The sequence below is a fragment of the Pseudomonas sp. B21-056 genome, from assembly GCF_026016325.1.
Taxonomy (GTDB): Bacteria; Pseudomonadota; Gammaproteobacteria; order Pseudomonadales; family Pseudomonadaceae; genus Aquipseudomonas.
The window spans coordinates 476,884-495,337 of record NZ_CP087203.1; the positions used below are offsets into that span (position 1 = coordinate 476,884).

General features: G+C 62.5%; 17 protein-coding genes. 15 read left to right on the forward strand and 2 right to left on the reverse strand.

Annotated elements, in window-relative coordinates; translation table 11 throughout:
* The first annotated feature begins 326 nt into the window (after positions 1–326).
* From gbpA to LOY67_RS02155, 12 genes are all read left to right on the forward strand, one after another.
* Complete coding sequence (gene gbpA / locus LOY67_RS02100; RefSeq protein ID WP_265065731.1) at positions 327–1,793, forward strand: N-acetylglucosamine-binding protein GbpA; 1,467 nt, start codon at positions 327–329, stop codon at positions 1,791–1,793.
* A gap of 67 nt (positions 1,794–1,860) precedes the next feature.
* The gene (locus tag LOY67_RS02105; RefSeq protein WP_265065732.1) at positions 1,861–2,376 is read left to right on the forward strand and encodes a type II secretion system protein N; all 516 of its coding nucleotides are present in this window, start codon (positions 1,861–1,863) and stop codon (positions 2,374–2,376) included.
* Between the two features lie 8 nt (positions 2,377–2,384).
* The gene (gspD, locus tag LOY67_RS02110) at positions 2,385–4,301 is read left to right on the forward strand and encodes a type II secretion system secretin GspD (protein ID WP_265065733.1); all 1,917 of its coding nucleotides are present in this window, start codon (positions 2,385–2,387) and stop codon (positions 4,299–4,301) included.
* Positions 4,298–5,770 (forward strand): type II secretion system ATPase GspE, encoded by a 1,473-nt coding sequence (gene gspE / locus LOY67_RS02115; RefSeq protein ID WP_265065734.1) that lies wholly within the window; start codon positions 4,298–4,300, stop codon positions 5,768–5,770. Before gspD ends, gspE begins: the two co-directional genes overlap by 4 nt.
* A 4-nt stretch (positions 5,771–5,774) precedes the next feature.
* Positions 5,775–6,983, forward strand: a complete 1,209-nt coding sequence (gspF, locus tag LOY67_RS02120) for a type II secretion system inner membrane protein GspF (RefSeq protein WP_265065735.1) — start codon at positions 5,775–5,777, stop codon at positions 6,981–6,983.
* Positions 6,984–6,986: 3 nt separating this feature from the next.
* Positions 6,987–7,442, forward strand: coding sequence for a type II secretion system major pseudopilin GspG (gene gspG / locus LOY67_RS02125; RefSeq protein WP_265065736.1), 456 nt, complete (start codon positions 6,987–6,989; stop codon positions 7,440–7,442).
* 2 nt (positions 7,443–7,444) lie between these two features.
* Positions 7,445–7,912, forward strand: a complete 468-nt coding sequence (gspH, locus tag LOY67_RS02130; protein ID WP_265065737.1) for a type II secretion system minor pseudopilin GspH — start codon at positions 7,445–7,447, stop codon at positions 7,910–7,912.
* The gene (gspI, locus tag LOY67_RS02135) at positions 7,905–8,288 is read left to right on the forward strand and encodes a type II secretion system minor pseudopilin GspI (protein WP_265065738.1); all 384 of its coding nucleotides are present in this window, start codon (positions 7,905–7,907) and stop codon (positions 8,286–8,288) included. Before gspH ends, gspI begins: the two co-directional genes overlap by 8 nt.
* Complete coding sequence (locus LOY67_RS02140) at positions 8,281–8,814, forward strand: type II secretion system protein GspJ (protein ID WP_265065739.1); 534 nt, start codon at positions 8,281–8,283, stop codon at positions 8,812–8,814. The genes gspI and LOY67_RS02140 overlap by 8 nt, the downstream gene beginning before the upstream one ends.
* The gene (locus LOY67_RS02145) at positions 8,811–9,683 is read left to right on the forward strand and encodes a type II secretion system protein GspK (protein ID WP_265065740.1); all 873 of its coding nucleotides are present in this window, start codon (positions 8,811–8,813) and stop codon (positions 9,681–9,683) included. The genes LOY67_RS02140 and LOY67_RS02145 overlap by 4 nt, the downstream gene beginning before the upstream one ends.
* On the forward strand, positions 9,655–10,758 hold the full coding sequence (gene gspL, locus LOY67_RS02150; protein WP_265065741.1) for a type II secretion system protein GspL: 1,104 nt from the start codon (positions 9,655–9,657) through the stop codon (positions 10,756–10,758). The genes LOY67_RS02145 and gspL overlap by 29 nt, the downstream gene beginning before the upstream one ends.
* Positions 10,758–11,213 (forward strand): type II secretion system protein M, encoded by a 456-nt coding sequence (locus LOY67_RS02155; protein WP_265065742.1) that lies wholly within the window; start codon positions 10,758–10,760, stop codon positions 11,211–11,213. Before gspL ends, LOY67_RS02155 begins: the two co-directional genes overlap by 1 nt.
* Before the next feature lie 163 nt (positions 11,214–11,376).
* Here the strand turns inward: LOY67_RS02155 and LOY67_RS02160 are convergent, their stop codons facing one another.
* Entirely contained in the window at positions 11,377–12,633 is a 1,257-nt protein-coding gene (locus tag LOY67_RS02160) for an MFS transporter (RefSeq protein ID WP_413776193.1), read from the reverse strand.
* A gap of 140 nt (positions 12,634–12,773) precedes the next feature.
* On the opposite strand from LOY67_RS02160, the gene LOY67_RS02165 reads away from it, so the two are divergent.
* The 3 genes from LOY67_RS02165 to LOY67_RS02175 are packed head-to-tail and all read left to right on the forward strand — an operon-like array spanning position 12,774 to position 14,322.
* Positions 12,774–13,688, forward strand: coding sequence for a LysR family transcriptional regulator (locus LOY67_RS02165; RefSeq protein WP_265065744.1), 915 nt, complete (start codon positions 12,774–12,776; stop codon positions 13,686–13,688).
* Between the two features lie 44 nt (positions 13,689–13,732).
* Complete coding sequence (locus tag LOY67_RS02170) at positions 13,733–14,038, forward strand: type II toxin-antitoxin system RelE/ParE family toxin (protein ID WP_265065745.1); 306 nt, start codon at positions 13,733–13,735, stop codon at positions 14,036–14,038.
* Positions 14,035–14,322 (forward strand): addiction module antidote protein, encoded by a 288-nt coding sequence (locus LOY67_RS02175; RefSeq protein ID WP_041021981.1) that lies wholly within the window; start codon positions 14,035–14,037, stop codon positions 14,320–14,322. Before LOY67_RS02170 ends, LOY67_RS02175 begins: the two co-directional genes overlap by 4 nt.
* Before the next feature lie 52 nt (positions 14,323–14,374).
* On the opposite strand, the gene LOY67_RS02180 is transcribed toward LOY67_RS02175, so the two are convergent.
* Positions 14,375–18,304 carry a dermonecrotic toxin domain-containing protein gene (locus LOY67_RS02180; RefSeq protein ID WP_265065746.1) on the reverse strand — a complete coding sequence of 1,310 codons (3,930 nt, stop codon included), beginning with the start codon at positions 18,302–18,304 and terminating at the stop codon, positions 14,375–14,377.
* Positions 18,305–18,454: the final 150 nt, after the last annotated feature.

Here is an 18,454-nt window from a genome sequence, read left to right on the forward strand (position 1 = left end):
TAAAGCAGCCTGTCCGGCCCTGCGTCGGACAGGCTTTTTTTTGCGTGCTGTTTATCTATTCAACATCAACTAAGCGGTTATTTTGTCCAGCGTGTTTGTTGTTTATATCGGCTGAGGTCTTTGGTGTAAGAAGTTTCATTCGTCATGTAAGAAAAATAGATTCAGAGATCCTTCCTTCTACCTAGAGAGATTTACCCTACATAGCAAACATTGGGTTTTCGATAAGGTTCTGCGCCTGAGAGGTACGGCGCTGAGCACTCCTGCGTGCCTTTCAAGATGACGGTGATCCGTCTTTCCCAATCTCGAATGACTAGTCTGGAACTTATATGAAAAGCAACTTCAACAAGAGCACGGTATTAACGGGATGTGCCTCGTCACTCGTCCTCTTGTCGACCATGATGGTGTCCCAGGGGGCGTTCTCCCATGGCTTCCTTGAAGTACCGCCTTCGCGTGCGTTGCTGTGCCAGAAAGGTGAAAACAAGAACTGCGGTGGCGCGCAATACGAGCCCCAGAGCACGGGTGAAACCTTCAAGGGCTTTCCCAACGGAGCGGGCGGCGCACCTCTGCAAGGGCCCATTGACGGAAAAATTGCCAGCGGTGGTCACCCGCTGTTTTCCGCCCTTGATGCGCAGTCGGCCACGCGCTGGCACCTGACTGAAATCCGCGACCGCAACATTGCCTTCCAATGGCAATACACTGCCGTGCACCCGGCGACCCGGCATGAGTATTTCATTACCCGCGACGGCTGGAACCCGAACGAAGCCCTCAAGCGTGCTTCGTTCGACAGTGCGCCGTTCTGCACCGTAGACGGCGGCAACCAGACCCCGAAACCGGGTGCCAGGCACCACTGCCTCATACCCGACAGCAAGTCGGGACATCATGTGATCCTGGCGGTCTGGACGGTGGGTGATACCGACAACGCGTTCTACGACCCGGCGGATGTGAACATCCTCGTCGAAGCCGCACTGCCGGGTGGCTGGTCGCCGGTGGGCAGCATTGCATCGTCGACCCCACTGCTGGCGGGCGACAAGGTCAAGGCGCGGGCGTTCTCCGCCACCGGCGAAAATCCCCAGTACAGCGTGGCTATCAGCATTGACTCCGCCGAGGAAGGCAGGCCTGAGAACTGGTCGTTCAAACTGGCCGAAGCCATCAACGAGGCGCATCCCCTGATCCGTGCAGGTATTCGCGACGATGAGGGCAACATCACCCCGGTCCGAGGCACCAACAACCTGTACGCCCAGAAAGAAAGCGGCGTGAGCCGGTATGAAGTGCAGCTGGACATGCAGGAAGACGCCGGCGCCAGCATGACCATTGCGTCCCTGCAACCGGAATATGTACTCGACAAGGGCCGCGTCAACCTGGCGTTCGCCGCGCAGACAAACCGCCGGATGAACCTTGAAGCCACGTTGCTCGATGAGAAAAACAAGCCGGTCGGTGTCGTCAGCCAATCCGCGGGTGAAGGCAATATCGGGCTGAGCATGGATGTGCGCAGTGCTCCGGGTGCCCATACCCTGACGCTGCTGGGTACCACCGAGGACGGGCGGACCACTCGCCAGGAGACCCGCAGCGTTGTCCTGACCGGTGAGGGCGCGGATATCGAATACGACTTCGTGTTCCCTGAAAGCCTCGGTGAATACACCGCCGGTACGAAGGTGTTGCAGCCCAAGACCAACGAAGTCTTCGAGTGCAAGCCGTTCCCTGCGTCCGGTTACTGCAAGCAGTACAGCCCGACGGCGAACGGTTTCGAGCCGGGTGTCGGTGCCTCCTGGCAAAGCGCCTGGGACAAGTTGTAAGTCCTGACAGGGATGGCTTCGGGCAATCCGCGGGGGTTGCCTGGGGCCTTCAAGCGAGAGCGCGGTCATGCATTCAAGTTATTCCTTCGCACGGCACGTGATGTGGCTCGTGCCGCTGTTGCATGGCCTGTTCCTGGCCGGGCAGGAGTGGCGTTTTCGCCAGGCATTGAGCCGTGAAATCCCGGCGGTCGCCGAGTCGCCGGTCGTTCCGGTTGCCAGCCGACCCAACGTACAAGCCGTGGCGATCGTGCTCGGCCTCGTACCTGAAGGCGCCCACTCGCCCAGTGCCGAGCCGATGACCTTGCAAGCCAGTTTTGTCATCGCCCGGGGGCTGTCGCGGGCGTTGCTGGCTGACGCCGCAGGCGCACGCATCTACCGGGTGGGGGAGCGCTTGCCCAGTGGCAGCGTGCTGCGCCGGGTGGAGGCCGATCATGTGACGTTGTGGCGCAGCGGGCGTGAAGAACGCCTGGCCCTGCAACAAGAGGCAAAGCCCTGGCTGCGCCGGGTGAGCCTCGAAGCTGAGCGCCCTGCAACGGCGCAGTCCTCGCAATACATACGCCCGGTGGCCGGGCAATCAGAGTGATCGAATTGATGAACAGCTTTATCCGGGGCCGTGTCTGGCGCGCCTTGCTCTGTCTTGCCGCGTCCTGCCCGCTGATGCTTGCCGGCGTGTCGCGGGCCGAGGAAGCGCGCTGGCAACTGGCGATGAACAATGCAGAATTGCGCGACGTGGTCGAAGAAATCTCCGGGATCCTGGGCAAGACCGTGGTGCTCGATCCCAAGGTGTCGGGGCGCATCTCCGTCATGTCCCGCCAGGCACTGGATCGCGAAGGTGTGCGCCGGTTGTTCTATTCGGTGCTCGATGCCCACGACTTCACCGTGATCGATGAAGGCGAGCGGATCCTGATCACCCCGGTCGCCGATGCCCGGACCCGGGCCGGTGCCGGCGACATGAAAGATCCGGCGCCATCGCAGTTCGTCACCCGGGTCATCGACCTGCAATCGAGCATCGCAGCCGACGTCGCCGGGCTGATCCGCCCCCTGGTATCGGGTGGTGGCTACATCGGGCCTTCGGTTTCTTCCAACGCGCTGGTGGTGACCGACACGGCCGCCAATGTGCAGCGCATCACCCGGGTCGTGCAGCAGTTGGACGCGGGGCGCAACCGCAATCATGAGGTGGTGCAGTTGCGTCATGCCCGGGCCGGGGATATCGCGTCGATCCTGGACGCCTCCGCCGGTAAGCGCGAGGGTGACACCGCCGGTTCAGTGATCGCCGACGCGCGCGGCAATCGCCTGGTGATCATCGGCGCTCCGTTGGTGCGTCAACGCCTGGCCAAGCTGGCCCGGGCCCTGGACGTTCCGGCCACCGCGTCCCAGGACAATGCCCGGGTCATCCGCTTGCGCCACAGCGATGCCAAGCAATTGGCCGAGGTGTTGGAAGGTCTCGGGCAGGACAAGAAGGGCGCGTCGGCCCAGGCGACTCTCCGGGAAAGCGCTTCCGCCAGCCCGTTCATGATCAAGGCCGATGAAAGCCAGAATGCCCTGGTGCTGATCGCCGAACCGGCCCAGGTCCGCACCATCGAGAACATCGTCCGGGAACTGGACCAACCCCGGGCCCAGGTGCTTATCCATGCCGCCATCGTCGAGATTTCCGGAGACATTGCCGAAGCGCTGGGGGTGCAGTGGGGGATCAAGAGTGGCAGCGCGGAGGGGGTCATCAGTTTTTCGGGAACCAACACTCCGATCATCGGCGAGTTGAACCCCAAGGACGTCGATGGCGTGCTCCTGCGGTTGGGCGGCGATCGCTTCAGCGCACTGATCTCGGCCCTGGCGAGCAATACCCGCAGCAACCTGCTTTCCACCCCCAGCCTGCTGACCCTGGATAACCAGGAGGCGGAAATCATTGTCGGCAAGAACGTGCCGTTCAAGACCGGTTCCTACGCCACCAACGGCAGCGGCGCGGACAATCCCTTTACCACGGTGGAGCGCAAGGACGTCGGCATCAGCCTCAAGATCAAACCCTATATCAACCAGGGTTCCTCCTTGCGCCTTGAGGTCCAGCAGGAAGTCTCGGACATTGCCCCGTCTGTTGCGGGCGTGGATTCGTCGGACCTGATCACCAACAAGCGTGCCTTGAAGAGCACGATCCTGGCGGACGACGGCGAGATCATCGTCATCGGTGGCCTGATCCGCGACGATGTCCGTTCCCAGGAAAGCGGCGTGCCGTTGCTGCGCAGCATTCCGTACCTGGGCGCCCTGTTTCGCTGGACCCGCGACACCCAGACCAAAAGCAACCTGATGGTGTTCCTGCGGCCCACCATCGTGCGCGGCAAGGAAGACCTGGCGGATGTCAGTCGCCAGCGCTACGACGCGCTGCGGGAACTGAGCAAGCCGGGCTCGCGGCAGAACAATTCTCTGCTGCTGCCCCGAGATGCGCGCCAGTTGTTCGAGCCTTCCGTGGAAGCGTCGTCGGCAGATCCGTTGCCGCAGAATCGGGGTGATCTGTGAGCGAGTCCCTGGTCCCGCTGCCCTTCGGTTTTGCTCGGCGCCACGGCGTGCTGCTGGACGGTGAAGGGGCGACCGTGAACCTGGTGATGCGTCGCGACGCGCCGCTGACCGCGCTGGCTGAGGTCCGTCGGCTGTGTGGCCGGGAACTGCCGATCCAGGTGCTGGAGCCCGCACCGTTCGCGACGCGTCTGGCCTGTGTCTATCGCCAGGGCCAGAGCGCTGCCGAACAGGTGGCCCAAGGGCTGGATGAGGAACTGGACTTGCTCAGCCTGGCCGATCAGTTGCCACAGACCGCCGACCTGCTGGAGCAGCAGGGCGACGCGCCGATTATCCGCTTGATCAACGCCCTGCTCAGCGAAGCGGTCCGCGAGCAGGCGTCGGACGTGCATCTGGAAACGTTCGAACAGTACCTGTCGGTACGCATGCGGATCGACGGTCAGTTACGGGAAATGCTGCGTCCGCGCCGTGAGCTGGCCAGCCTGCTGGTCTCGCGGATCAAGGTCATGGCACGCCTGGATATCGCTGAAAAACGCGTGCCCCAGGACGGGCGGATGGCGTTGCGGCTGGCCGGGCATGAGGTCGATGTGCGGGTCTCGACCCTGCCGTCGGCCCATGGCGAGCGCGTGGTGTTGCGTCTGCTCGACAAGCAGGCCGGGCGCCTGGATCTGCCGCGCCTGGGCCTGCCGGACGACACCCTGGCGAGCCTGCACCGGTTGCTTGGCAAACCCCACGGTATCGTCTTGGTGACCGGTCCCACGGGCTCGGGGAAAACCACCAGCCTGTACGCGGCGCTCAGCAGCCTCAACGACCAGAGCCGCAACATCCTCACCGTCGAAGATCCGATCGAATATCACCTGCCGGGCATCGGCCAGATGCCGGTCAACCCGAAGGTCGACATGACCTTCGCCCGTGGCTTGCGGGCCATTTTGCGCCAGGACCCGGACGTGGTGATGGTGGGCGAAATACGCGATCGCGAGACGGCCGAAATCGCCGTCCAGGCATCCTTGACCGGTCATCTGGTGCTGTCGACCCTGCATACCAACAGCGCCGTCGGCGCGATCACGCGGCTGGTGGACATGGGCGTGGATGCCTATCTGCTGGCCTCGTCCCTGGCCGGCATCGTCGCGCAACGGTTGTTGCGGGCCCTGTGCCCGTCCTGCAAGACGCCTTATGTGGCCGACGCCGCGACCTGTCGGCGTCTCGGGCTCGAGGCCGATATCGCGCCACGGCTGTTCAGGCCTCGGGGGTGCGATGAATGCCAGGCGGGCTATCGCGGGCGTTTTGGCATTTATGAGCTGATCAGTGTCAGCAGCCCGTTGGCGCAACTGATTCACCTGGGGGCGGCCGAACAGGCGCTGGCGTTCGAGGCGCGCAAGACCTCCCGCAGTCTGTTCCAGGACGGGCGCCAGCGGGTCCTGGAAGGCCTGACCAGTGTCGATGAATTGCTGCGCATCACCCAGGAGGATTAGCGCGATGCCGACCTTCGACTATCGGGCCGAAGACGCCCATGGCCGGCGCTGCAAGGGACGGGTGGAGGCCGACAGCGCCCGTCATGCCCGGCAGTTATTGCGCGAGCGCGGGTTGCTGCCCTGGGAACTGCGCGAGGGCGAGGCGCAAGCCACCTTGGGCACCCGCTTCGCCGGGGGGCGTCTGGGCCCGGCCGACCTGGCATTGCTGACATTGCAGCTGTCCACGCTGATCCAGGCCGGATTACCTCTTGAAGAGTCCTTGCTGGCCGTGGCGCAACAGAGCCAGAAGCGCCGCGTGGTCCATCTGCTGTCGGCGGTGCGCACTCGTGTAATGGAAGGCCAAGCATTGGCCACGGCCCTGAAAGCGTTTCCCCAGGCCTTCCCCGAGCTGTTCTGCGCCACCGTCGCGGCGGGCGAACAATCCGGTCACCTGGGCCAGGTGCTGGAGCAACTGGCGACGTACACCCAGGCGCGTCAGGCGTCGCGCCAGCGCATTCAACTGGCGTTGGTGTATCCGCTGATTCTGCTGTTGGCCTGTGTTGCGATTGTCGCTTTCCTGCTGGGCTACGTGGTGCCGGATGTGGTCAGGATTTTTATCGACAGCGGTCAGCCGTTGCCCTGGCTCACCCAGGCGCTGATCGCGGTGAGTGATGGGTTGCGCCGCCATGGGGCGCTGATGTTCGTGGCCCTGGCCGGCTTGTTCGGGCTGTGGCGCTGGAGCCTGCGGCAACCGTTGTGGCGCCTGCGCTGGCATCGCCTGCTGCTTCGGCTGCCGCTGTTGGGCGAGGTGTTGCGGGCGATGGAAGCGGCCCGATTCGCCAGCACCCTGGCGATCCTGAGCCGGAGCGCCGTGCCCTTGGTGGACGCGTTGCACATCGCCGCGCAGGTCATCGGCAACCTGACCATCCGCGCTCGCATGGCCGATGTTGCCCGTTCGGTGCGCGAAGGCGGGACTCTCACCCGCGGCCTGGAACTGGGCGGCGATATCCCGCCGCTGATGCTGCACATGATCGCCAGCGGCGAACGGGTCGGTGAACTCGACCGCATGCTGGCCCGCGCCGCCGAACAACAGGAGGCCAGCCTCGCGGCGCGAATCGCGCTGGTGGTGAGTCTTTTCGAACCGGCCATGTTGGTGGTGATGGGCGGCGTTGTGCTGCTGATCGTCATGGCCATTCTCCTGCCTGTCTTGAGCCTCAACCAATTGGTGAATTGACCGATGAAACTTCAAAGCAACCGAGCCGTACGCTCCCAACACGGCTTTACCCTGATCGAAATCATGGTGGTGGTGGTCATCATCGGCGTGCTGGGCGCCATGGTGGTGCCGCAGTTCATGAGCCGGCCCGACCAGGCCAAGGTCACGGCCGCCCGCACCGATATCCAGGCGATTTCCACCGCGTTGGAAATGTACCGGCTCGATAACTTCCAGTACCCGTCGACCCGGCAGGGTCTCGAGGCGCTGAGCAAACGTCCCTCCGGCACCCCCGTCGCAAAGAACTGGAACGTACAGGGTTATCTGAAAAACCTGCCGGTCGATCCCTGGGGCACGCCCTACCAGTATCTCAACCCTGGCCTCAAGGCACTCGATGGCAGCTACGACCTGTACTCGCTGGGCGCCGATGGTGAGCCGGGCGGTGATGGCGCAGCGGCCGACATCGGCAACTGGGCCGAATGAGCATGAGCCGTCATTGTCGAGGTTTCACCTTGCTGGAGTTGATGGTGGTCATGGTCCTGATCGGCGTGTTGGCGGGCATGGTCAGCCTCGCCATCGGGCCGAGCCCGGCGCGTGAGGCCCGCCAGCAGGCCCAGGACTTCGTCCGAGTGGTGCAACAGTTGCGCGAGCGGGCGGTGCTGGATGGGCTGGAATACGGTGTGCGGGTCCAGCCTCGCGGTTATCAGGCATTGCGACTCGACGCCCGGGGTTGGACAGCGGTGACGGCCATGCACCGGTTACCTGAAGGCATGACGTTTGGGCTGGAGCAGGACGGCCACGTCTGGGTCCTCGACGAGACGCCAGGCGCACCGCAATTGCTGATGCTCAGCAGCGACGAGATCAGCCCGTTCAGGTTGTTCGTGAAGATTGCCGGCCAGCGTATCGCCCAGGTGTCGAGCGATGGTCTGGCGGAGCCGTCGATTGATGAGTGAGTTTCGCCGACCGGCCGCTTGCAGGGGATTTACCTTGCTGGAGGTCATGATCGCCCTGACGATTTTTGCGACGGTGGCAGCGGCTGTGCTGTCGGCCAGCCAGTTCGTGCTCAGGCAAAGTGCCGCGCTCGAGGACCGCCTGTTCGGTGCCTGGCTGGCCGACAACCAATTGAGCGAGCTGCGCCTGCAAGCCGTCACGCCGCCGGGCCGACAGCACCTGACCCGGTCGCTGGATCGTCGCGACTGGGCCCTGCAACAGCACATCGCCCCGGCCCGCGACCCGCGTCTGCTGCAAGTCGACATCCAGGTCAGCCGCGCCGGCAGCACGTCCGCCGTACACCAGGTGACCGGGTGGATCCGCAACCGTCATGAATAGACAGTCGGGGTTCACCTTGTTGGAACTGGTCATCGCCATCGCGCTCTTTGCGCTGCTCGGCCTCGCCGGTTGGCGTCTGTTCGACGCTGTCGTACGTACTCAGCAAGGGGCCGGTCAGCATGAGCGGGAAGTCAGGGCCTTGCAGCGCGCCGTGGCAGTGATCGAGCGCGATGTGTGGCAGGCCGTCGCCGATTCCGTTGTGCTCGCGCCGGAACGCCTGCAATTGCAACGTAGCCATTGGCGCAATCCGCTGGATCAGCCGCGCAGCGAACGGCAGACGGTGAGCTATCGACTTGAGGGCGCAGTGTTGTGGCGCGACAGCTTCGGTGAGGGAACGACCAGTGTGCAGCGGCAGAGGTTGCTCGACGATGTCCGCAGCCTGGGCTGGCGTCTGTTTGACCCGCAACGGGGTTGGCACGGCGAAACGGCGGGCGATGCCCCACCGCTGGCATTGGAGCTGACCGTGTCGGCGGGACGCTTCGAGCAGGTTCGTCGGGTGCTGTTGTTGCCGGGAGCGTTGCCATGAGGCGCCAAGACGGGGTGGCGTTGATCAGTGTGCTGCTGGTGTTGAGTCTGGCGTTGCTGCTGGTCGGTGGCATGTTGCGCAGCCATCGCCTGTTGTTGCACAGCAGCGCGCAGCAGTTGCAACAGGTCCAGCTGCGTCAATTGGGGCTGGCCGCTGAGGCCTGGGGGCAAGTCGTATTGGAAGACAGCTTGAAAACCCTGGCCGGGCCGGTTGACCTGAGCCAGGACTGGGCCCGGCTGGCGCCTGCACTGACGCTGGAAGACGCCAGGGTAGACGTCGATATCGAGGATCTGTCCGGGCGTCTGAACCTCAACCCACTGCTGGCCCACGGACAGATCGATCAAGTGACCTTGGGGCGCTGGAGCCGATTGCTCGCCCTGCTGGATCTACCGGCGCTGTCGCTGCCCCAGGTCGGCGCGCTGGAGGAATTGAGTCAGCTGCGCCTGTTGCCCGGTATCGACGGTCACACCCTGCAACGCCTGGAGCCTTGGGTGGCACTGCTGCCCAAGGACGCACGGCTGAATATCAACACCGCACCGCAGCAGATCCTGATGACCCTGGATGGCCTGGACGCCGGACCTGCAAAGGCCGTGATCGCACGGCGTTCCGACACGCCCTATGCCAGTGTCCAGGCGTTCACCGGCGACCCGCTGCTGTCCGGCCTGGGCCTGAGCAGCCATGGCCTGGACGTGAGCAGCCGCTGGTTTCGGATCACCGTGAGCGTGACTCAAGCGGACCGCCATCTGCGGCTGGCCTCGGATATCGAACGAGATCCGGTGACCGGGCACTGGACGGTTCGCCAGCGCCGTTTTCTACCCATCAGCCCCCGTGAGCTTCCTTATGAAAACCTGGCTTTACCTGACCGCTGAAGGCATGGGCACCCCTTGTGCCAACTGGCGATGCAGCGTGTGGTCGCCCTCGGGCGAACGACGCTGCCTGCCGTTGCATGAAGCCGCCCGCGAGTTGAACGGGCGGGTCGTCGATGTGCTGTTGCCGATGGAAATGTGCAGCTGGATGCGCAGCGATCCGTGGCCCTCTCGACGCCAGCCCCGGCCCCAGGCTTTGGCATTCGCCATCGAAGAGCAACTGAGCGAGAACCTGGAGGCACTGCACCTCGCCATCGGCCTGCGAGACCGTCAGCAGCGCTATCCGTTGCTGGTGATTCAGCGGGCCCGGTTCCAGGCACTGCTGGCGTTGCTCGATGACCATGGCGTCGATGTGCGTGGGATCCATGTCGATGCCGACCTGATTGCCGAGGACCAGGCTTTCGGGGTGCGCTGGTTCGGTCGCTGGCTGTTGGGCGGAGCGCTGGCGGCGCGGATGGCACTGTCGGCCCAAGCTTTGGCAACGCTCAAGCCGAGCTTGTCCGAAGACATTCACTGGCTGGACGAGGCGACCGACCGCTCTGGTATCGATGACTGGCTGCTAAACACCAACGGGCATCCCATCAACCTGCTGCAGGGCGAGTTCCGGCGGCGGCGCCAGCGTCTGCCCTGGCATGTTGCAGCGACGGCTGTGCTGGGCGTGTTTGTGCTGACCTGGGCGTTTGGCGAAACCCGCATCGGTTTTCTGCAAAGCGAAACCCGTCGTTTGCATGCCCAGGGCGAGCAGCGATTCAGGTCGCTGTATCCCGGGCAGGATCATATTGTCGACCTGGCGGCGCAGTTCCAGGCTTTGCAGCAGCGTCGCGGCCAAAACCAGGACACCCAGGTCGCCCGGCTGGCCCGCCTGACGGAGCAGGTGGTTGGCGCCAGTCATGTCGAGGTGCAGCGCATCGAGTTTCGAGAGCACGAAGGCTGGAAGATCCAGCTGACGGCCAACAGCTTCATCGAACTTGAGCAACTGCGTGAACGCGGGCAGCAAAACGGCCTGCCCCTCACCTTGGGCAGCGCCAGCAAGCAGAACAACCGGGTACAGGCGACCCTCACCCTGGAGGACAGTTGATGAGCATCATTGGATGGACGCGGCTGAAGCAGGCCTGGGGAGCAATGTCCTGCCGCGAACAACGGTTGTTGCTGGGCCTCGCGGGGCTGGTCCTGGTGGTCGTGGGTTATACCGCGATCTGGCAACCCACTCGCCAACGCCTGGAGATTGCTGAACGACAATATCGCCAACAGGTGCAACTGAATGCCCGGATCCAGCGTGCCGAGCCCGACCAGGACACGCTCGCCGCTTCCCGTCCGTTGTCGGTACGCGTCAACGACAGCGCGACAGCGGCGGGATTGGAAATAGCCGAAATGGAGATCGATGGCGATTCATTGCGGCTCACCGTCACGGGGGATACCAATGCGCTGCTGCATTGGCTGGATCGTCACGAGCGGGACGGCGTGGTCATGCAATCGCTGGCCCTGGAAGCGCGAGATGGCGTGTTGGAGGCGCGGGTGGTGTTGCGTCAATGATTGGCCGGGTATGTGTCCTCACTCCTTGGTCAAAAAGAGGACTTGTGGCGAGGGGATTTATCCCCGTTCGAGTGCGCAGCGCTCGCCTTCGAACTGAATTATTCATCGAATCCAAGGGCCGCTTCGCAGCCCAACGGGGATAAATCCCCTCGCCACAAGGGGGTCAGACCTGCATGTTGCCTGGCAGCACCGGCAACTTCGCCAGTTTCACCGCCACCCACAACGCCACGACCAGCAAGGCAGCGATGAACAGGCCGACACCGTTCCATCCACCCAGGTGCCAGGCCACGCCGCCGGCGGTGCCGGCCACGCTCGAGCCGGCGTAATAGCTGAACAGATAAAGGGACGATGCCTGGCCCTTGGCGGTGAGGGCGCGGCGGCCGATCCAACTGCTGGCGACCGAGTGGGCACCGAAGAAACCGAAGGTGAACACCAGCATGCCCAGGATCACCAGGGGCAGCAGTGTGAACATGGTCAGCGCGAGACCGGCCAGCATCAGTGCGATGGTGGCCCAGAGCATCCTGCGACGGCCGAGCTTGTCGGCCAGTGCGCCGATTTTCGCCGAGCTGTAGATGCCCGACAGGTACACCACCGACAGCAGTCCGACGAACGCCTGGTCCATGCGATAAGGCGCGGCCAGCAGGCGATAGCCGATGTAGTTGAACAGCGTCACGAAGGCGCCCATCAGCACGAAGGCTTCCAGGAACAGCAGCGGCAGGCCGGCGTCACGAAAGTGCAGGGTGAAGCCGTCCAGCAAGCTGCGTGGATGCAGCGAGCGCGGACGGAAGTTGCGCGACTCGGGAAGAATCCTCCAGAACACCGCTGCGGCGATCAGGGCCAGCCCGCCGATCACCAGCATCGCGGTGTGCCAAGTGACAAAGTCGATCAGCACCCCGGCGATCAGGCGCCCGCACATGCCGCCGATGGCGTTGCCGGCGATGTACAGCCCCATCGCCAGGCCGATGTGTCTGGGGTGGATTTCTTCACTCAAGTAGGTCATCGCGACGGCGGCCAATCCGCTCAACGACAGCCCTACCAGGGCCCGTAGCAGCAGTACGCCGTGCCAGGTCGGCATCATCGCGCTGGCAACGGTGCACAGTGCGGCGGCGAACAGCGCTGCGACCATCACCGGCTTGCGGCCGATGCGGTCGGAGATCGGCCCGGTGATCAACAGGCCGATGGCAAGCAGGCCGGTCGCCACCGACAGGATCAGGCTGCTCTGGGCCGCGTTGATGGAAAACTCCCTGGACAACAGCGGCATCATCGGCTGTACGCAATACAACAGGGCGAAGGTCGCGAAGCCGCCACAGAACAGCGCCAGCACCGTGTGCATGAACATCGGCGTGCCTTTCTCGATGTAGATGTCCTTCAATTCAGTGACGACGTCGTCCTGTACGCGAGAAGGGATTTCATGGGCCAGTGGCGCGACAGCAGTTTTCACGATGGACCTCGCAAGAGCACGATCAGGCAGGCAATGAAAAAAGCATATAGCCGGCTAATGTTTCTATCCAATATATTGTTCGACCTGTTTAAGACGTTTTTCGACCTATTGGATTGCCCATGGAACTGCGTCACCTGCGTTACTTCATCGCCGTGGCCGAAGAGCTGCATTTCGGCCGCGCCGCCCTGGCACTGGGGATCTCCCAACCGCCCCTGAGCCAGCAGATCCAGGCGCTGGAGCAGGAGATCGGCGCACGCTTGTTCGAGCGCACCAATCGTCGGGTCGAGTTGAGCGAAGCCGGTCGACTGTTCCTCGAAGAAGCGCGGCGGGTGCTGGCCCAGGTTGACAAGGCCGCCGACGTGGCGCGTCGTGCCCAACAGGGGGAGCTGGGTGAGCTGAAGATCGGTTTCACCTCTTCGGCGCCGTTCAACTCCACCATTCCCCAGGCAATCTTTTCGTTCCGCCAGCGGTTCCCGGCCGTGCACTTGAACCTGCGGGAAATGAGCAGTACCCAGGTGGCCGATGCGTTGCTGGACGAAACGATCGAGATCGGCATCATGCGCCCCCTGCCGCTGCCCGACGCCTTGAGCGAAATTGAACTCAGCCGCGAACCGCTGGTGGCGGTACTCAGCTCCAAACACCCGCTGGCCCAAAGCAGCGACGAAGGCTTGTTGCTCTCGGCCCTGGCGCAGGAACCGTTCGTGTTCTTCCCCCGCAGCTACGGCAGCGGCCTCTATGCCCAACTCCTGAGCCTGGCCCGCGACGCCGGCTTCAGCCCCCACTTCGCCCAGGAAGCCGGCGAAGCCATGACCATCATCGGCCTGGTGGCGGCGGGGCTGGGCGTCTCGGTGTTGCCGGCGTCCTACCAGCGGATACGGGTCGATGGCGTGGTCTATCGGCCATTGCTCGACCCGGCGGCGGTGTCGGCGGTGTGGCTGGTACAGCGCAAGGACCAGCGTTCGCCGATGGCGAAGGCGTTTGTGGAGTTGTTGGCTGAAAATACCGGTATTTCCGGTTCTGAAAGGACGGCTTGATGTTGGCTTGAATGATTTGTAGCGCAAGAGCTACACTGCGCGATATGACGGAGCTTATTCGAAGCTGTACCTTTTCCGGCTGGCTCTCAAAGCTGGCAGATAGCCGCGCCAGAATTCGCATTCAGGTTCGAATCGATCGCATGGCTGATGGAAATCTGGGAGATGTCAAAGCTATAGGGGAAGGTTTGAGCGAAGCTCGTATCGATTATGGTCCCGGCTATCGAATCTATTTCATGCAGCAAGGCCGACAGTTGATCATTTTGCTGTGTGGCGGTGATAAAAGCAGTCAGACCCGTGATATCAAACAAGCCAGGCTCATAGCGAAATCCTGGCAGGAGCAAAACCCATGACCGAACAATTCACTCGTTGGGACTCTGCCGAGTACCTCAAGACCGAAGAGGACATGGCCAATTATCTGGATGCATGCATGGAGGAGGCCGGAGACGATCCCGCATTCATCGCAAAAGCCCTGGGGACCATTGCACGAGCTCGCGGAATGACTCAAGTGGCCCGAGATGCAGGGCTATCACGGGAAAATCTTTATCGTGCCTTGTCGGGAGAGGGGAATCCTGAATTTGGCACCATTTTGAAAGTTGTCAGAGCGTTGGGGCTGAAGCTGCATGCCAGCACCTGAGAGGATGACCAACCTGCATGTAGAAGGGCGCCGAAAGGCGCCCTTTTTTTTCTTAGCCTTCCCAGACCGTCGCAGCCCTGTTGACGTGGTAATCGTAAAAGCCCTGGAGTATCCAGGTGTCGCCCTTGCGTTCAAACGCGGCGCGCCATGCACTTCTGCCGCTACCGGGGGCCAGTTGGGCCAGGTCGTACCAGTAATATCGGTTGATTCTCTTGGTCGTTACCCTGCCGGCGCGAATATCTTCGGTGATTTCCCTCACTTTTGTTTTGGCCGCTTCTGGAAAGTTGGCATATGACATCTGCGTTTCAGCCAATGTGCTGATGTTGACGGAGAACTTGTCCGCCGCCGGTAATGGCGCGGGTAGAGCCGGGGCCGTGGTGGGAGGTTGGATGCCCGTCACTTTATGGGATCGGGCCTGGGTCACGAGGTCGATATCGAACGGTTCGTAGTTGGCGAGCGTCTTGGTGAAGTTTGTAATGTCATCTCCGGTAAGCAACATGACATTGCGCTGCGTCTGGCCCTTGTTGGCGATGATATAAGGGACTCGATTGTTCCTTATTTCCGTCAACAGCCCGGGTTTGTGCCGGCGTTGCTTCTCCTCCCGAAGAGCCGCAATCAACTCGTCATAGCATTCGTCCGAAGCCAGGTATTTTTCCCGGGCGGCCTTTGCTTCTGGCTCATTACCCGGGAATAGCGCCTGTGCCTTGGCAGCCAGCTTGTCCTCCACGGCATTGAGCATTTCCCGGGTGTCTTGTGCGATCTTATCCATGGCCACCTTCTTCCTGCTTCCTTTGGAGGTGAAGGCCATGAATATGGCGCCGGTGATGTTATCCGTGATGATCGTTGTATTGACCCGAATCCGGTCTTCGGTAAAGAACATGCTCCGGTGTGACAGGATCGTGTCGTAGATTTTTATTTTCTGGATGTCGTTCAGGGCAACGTTGAACACGTTTGCTTCGATGTCCTTACTGCTAAGGACGACGATGCTCCACGTGTTCATCTTGTCCAATAGTTCCTGCTGGAAGGCTTTGCGCCTGGACAGGTTGCCTCGCCCCTGAGTCCAATCGAGTATCTGGGCGTGGTAGCGGTTTATGTCGGGTGAACCTATATCCGCCATGCTCTCGCGAAATATGCGTTCGGCCAGGGCGTCAGGCATGGACTGGAAAATGTCCCTGGCGGTGCTGACTGCTTCGAGGGAAGGGTAGCGATTCATGACCAGCACCCCCTCCACCAAGGCATTGCAGGTTCGTTGTTGCGGGGTTTCCGGGGGCCTACCGAGAAGGCTCTGGAGCGCGCCGCCTCCGCGTAACCGATGCCGCTCTTCAACGCGCCAGCCGTCGTTTTCCCAAGTGACTGTGCGCTGGTTCGAGCGATTGTTCGGTGCGTAAATGATCTGCTCGCCTGCCTGGACCGCCGTTTTGTAGTAACCCTTCCCCAGCATCAGGTAGCCCTGTCCGCCTGCGTCGCGGTAGCGGTGGCGTCCCTCGGCGATCAATCCATGTCCGTCAAACCCTTTGAGACGATAGGGCTCCAGCTCCGGATCCGGCATGCGGGGGACGGGGGAGAGCGCCGGACGAGCCTGGCGCCGGCGACGTCCCGCGCGGGCCATGATCAAGTCCTGCCCGGCCTCGGCCATGACCTCTCCCAGCCCGCCGATGAAATCAGAAGTCCACTGGCGAAGGCTGCCATTTTCATCATTTATCGCCGACACCGCGGCACCGCCCGCCATGGTCGGCAGGATCGCGCGACCCAACAGGCCGCCCAGCCGCCCCACCGGGAACATCGACATGGCACCGGTCAACAGCATGACGCCGTTTCGGCGACCCTCTTGCGCGGCAGCGCTGTCGCGCTCGGCATTGGTCACCGTCAGCATTTCCGTGGTCTTGATCGCGTGGGTTATCTGGGTTTCATGCAGCACCTGGAGCAGGTTCGACTCAAGCGCGGGCGAAGCGATTTTCCTGGCGAAATCATTCTGTGCCCGGTCCTTCACCCACGCGAAGACGGACTGCGCGACTTGCTTGATCTTCTGCTCGAATGTCAGCTCTTCCGACAGGGGGACCAGGCTCGCAAACTGTTCGGCCTGTTCCAGTAACGGCAACTGCGAGATGAGCCAGCGGGTCATCTCCGGCGTGGCGGTAAGCGTCTGCACCAGGGTGGTTTCCAAGGTTCGGCTGCTGGTCGCATCCACGTCGCGGAACGTCTTGCCGTCCGGCGCGCCCGGCGTGTACAGCGTCAGCGAGGGACGGCTCGCCAGGGTCTTGACCCCAAACGCCAGTATTTCTTTCAGGACGCTATCGCCCCAGTGCAACTGACGGACCACCACTTCGTGCCCGCCGACCTTGGCGCGCCCTGCCGCAACGGGGTTGTCCAGCGCCGCCAGAACCAGTTTCAGCCCGGTATTGTCGCGGTCCTGCCGCAGGTCGCCGGAGATGTGCGCTGCCCAGACCTGGGCTCGCATCTGCTTGGCTTTCAGGGCCATCCATTGCGCCTGCGTTTGCCGGGCCGCAACCTGCAGCTCGGTCGGCAGTCGGGCGCCGACATTGGCCCTTTCGATGACCTCTACAATCTGCGCAAAACTCAGCGGCCCTTCTACGGTGGGCTGAGGGGCATTGCGTTCGTCCAGCGTCAGGTTGGACATCGCCCACTCCGTCAGTGAACGGCGGTCATCGATGACTCCCCTGACGCTGCCTTGGGATATTCCGGACCCAAACGGTGACCCGCCGGTGGGGGCATGGGGATCGCTCAACTGCTTCCTGATATTCAGCGACACGTCTTCAGGGTCGACTGGCGGGTATTTCTCGCGAATGACACCCGCCAACAAAGTGCGGGTCCGGGCATGCAGGGCGTCCGGGGTCGCCAGCGTCACAGGATCTGGCGCAGGGACCGTTTCCACCATGATTGCCTGCAATGCCCGGGTCGCCTCCCACCACGCCAGACGGTCGCTACCGGTGACGTGCGGATTATCGTGCAACCAGTCGTCGAGCTTTTTCAGGCCCAATCGCAACTCACGCTCATCCAGGGCAGCCGCCAGATCCAGCCGATCCCCCAGGTCCACCGCCGCATCCAGCCTGTTCACCCACGCCGCAATCTCCTCTGCCTCTGCGGGGCCGCTGAGCAGGACACTGCTTACGGCGTTCTTTTGCGACGCCCGCAGTTCAGTGATCAAGCGGACAAGGAAGTTTTCGGCTATCGGTGCGGTGTCGATCTCGTCCCCGGGATTGCCGTCTTCCAGCAGGCTGGCCTTGAGCGCTTCCAGGTTCTCGTAGATGTGCAGTGGCTCGCCCGGACGGTACAGCAGCGCACTTCCCGGTTCGCTGGCATTGTCATGTTGCGTCAGCACGACGGCTCCCGGCATGGGCACGCTGAAAGCCCAGCGGTGCGGGATCAGGCTCAGGCTATGCACGCCGGGACGCTGGTATTCGGTCATGTGGGCACGCGACGCCGCGCTCGGTGCCGGCAACGCACGCTCCGTCACGGCCCTGTGCATTGACGGGCTCAGTGTTCCGTCCAGCTTGTGCAGATCCGCCTGGGCCTTGAGCTGTGTCGCCAGTTCACCGGACAGCCAGGCGCTGATACTGCGGCCCACCCTCGAATCGGCAGGTCTCCAGAAGTCGTCCAGCGCCTGGGTCAACAGTTGCTTGCACGAATCCGGCGTGATGCTGAGCAACTGCCTGAGGTTTTCCTTTGCGTCACTGTTGTTCAGGGCTGGGGGAGTATCCGTGGCGTTATTCTGCTGAATGACCAGGTCAATGTTGCCTGGTGCGTCGAAGAGCTCGCGGACGTTCAGTTTGCCCGCGATTGCCCGCCAGAAAAGCGTGTCGAGACGGGTCGTGGTCCTGCCCCCTTCCTTGCGCCTGCATACGAATATTTCCTTGGCGGCGACGTTGCCGGGCAAGGCGGGAAAGGTTCTGCCGAGCCAGTCATCCAGATGCATCTCAAGCTGCTTCGAGGCACGTGGAACGGTGTCGTTCAGGCGGATCATCTTTTGCTGCGAGTTTTCCAGCAGGCTGACCAGCGGGGCGCCATGGGTCTGTAAGGGTGGGTTTTCCAACATGTGCTCTTCCTGAGAAATTTTCGGAAGAACAACCTATTGAAGATGGGCTATGACTGGGTGGTAGATAGATACCGCACG

Coding starts and splice junctions, on each gene's coding strand:
- gspD (WP_265065733.1), top strand. CDS start 2,385: ATGAACAGCTTTATCCGGGGCCGTGTCTGGCGCGCCTTGCTCTGTCTT.
- LOY67_RS02105 (WP_265065732.1), top strand. CDS start 1,861: ATGCATTCAAGTTATTCCTTCGCACGGCACGTGATGTGGCTCGTGCCG.
- gspL (WP_265065741.1), top strand. CDS start 9,655: ATGAAAACCTGGCTTTACCTGACCGCTGAAGGCATGGGCACCCCTTGT.
- gspH (WP_265065737.1), top strand. CDS start 7,445: ATGAGCCGTCATTGTCGAGGTTTCACCTTGCTGGAGTTGATGGTGGTC.
- gbpA (WP_265065731.1), top strand. CDS start 327: ATGAAAAGCAACTTCAACAAGAGCACGGTATTAACGGGATGTGCCTCG.
- LOY67_RS02170 (WP_265065745.1), top strand. CDS start 13,733: ATGACGGAGCTTATTCGAAGCTGTACCTTTTCCGGCTGGCTCTCAAAG.
- LOY67_RS02180 (WP_265065746.1), bottom strand. CDS start 18,304: ATGATCCGCCTGAACGACACCGTTCCACGTGCCTCGAAGCAGCTTGAG.
- LOY67_RS02145 (WP_265065740.1), top strand. CDS start 8,811: ATGAGGCGCCAAGACGGGGTGGCGTTGATCAGTGTGCTGCTGGTGTTG.
- LOY67_RS02155 (WP_265065742.1), top strand. CDS start 10,758: ATGAGCATCATTGGATGGACGCGGCTGAAGCAGGCCTGGGGAGCAATG.
- gspF (WP_265065735.1), top strand. CDS start 5,775: ATGCCGACCTTCGACTATCGGGCCGAAGACGCCCATGGCCGGCGCTGC.
- LOY67_RS02175 (WP_041021981.1), top strand. CDS start 14,035: ATGACCGAACAATTCACTCGTTGGGACTCTGCCGAGTACCTCAAGACC.
- LOY67_RS02165 (WP_265065744.1), top strand. CDS start 12,774: ATGGAACTGCGTCACCTGCGTTACTTCATCGCCGTGGCCGAAGAGCTG.
- LOY67_RS02140 (WP_265065739.1), top strand. CDS start 8,281: ATGAATAGACAGTCGGGGTTCACCTTGTTGGAACTGGTCATCGCCATC.
- gspI (WP_265065738.1), top strand. CDS start 7,905: ATGAGTGAGTTTCGCCGACCGGCCGCTTGCAGGGGATTTACCTTGCTG.
- gspG (WP_265065736.1), top strand. CDS start 6,987: ATGAAACTTCAAAGCAACCGAGCCGTACGCTCCCAACACGGCTTTACC.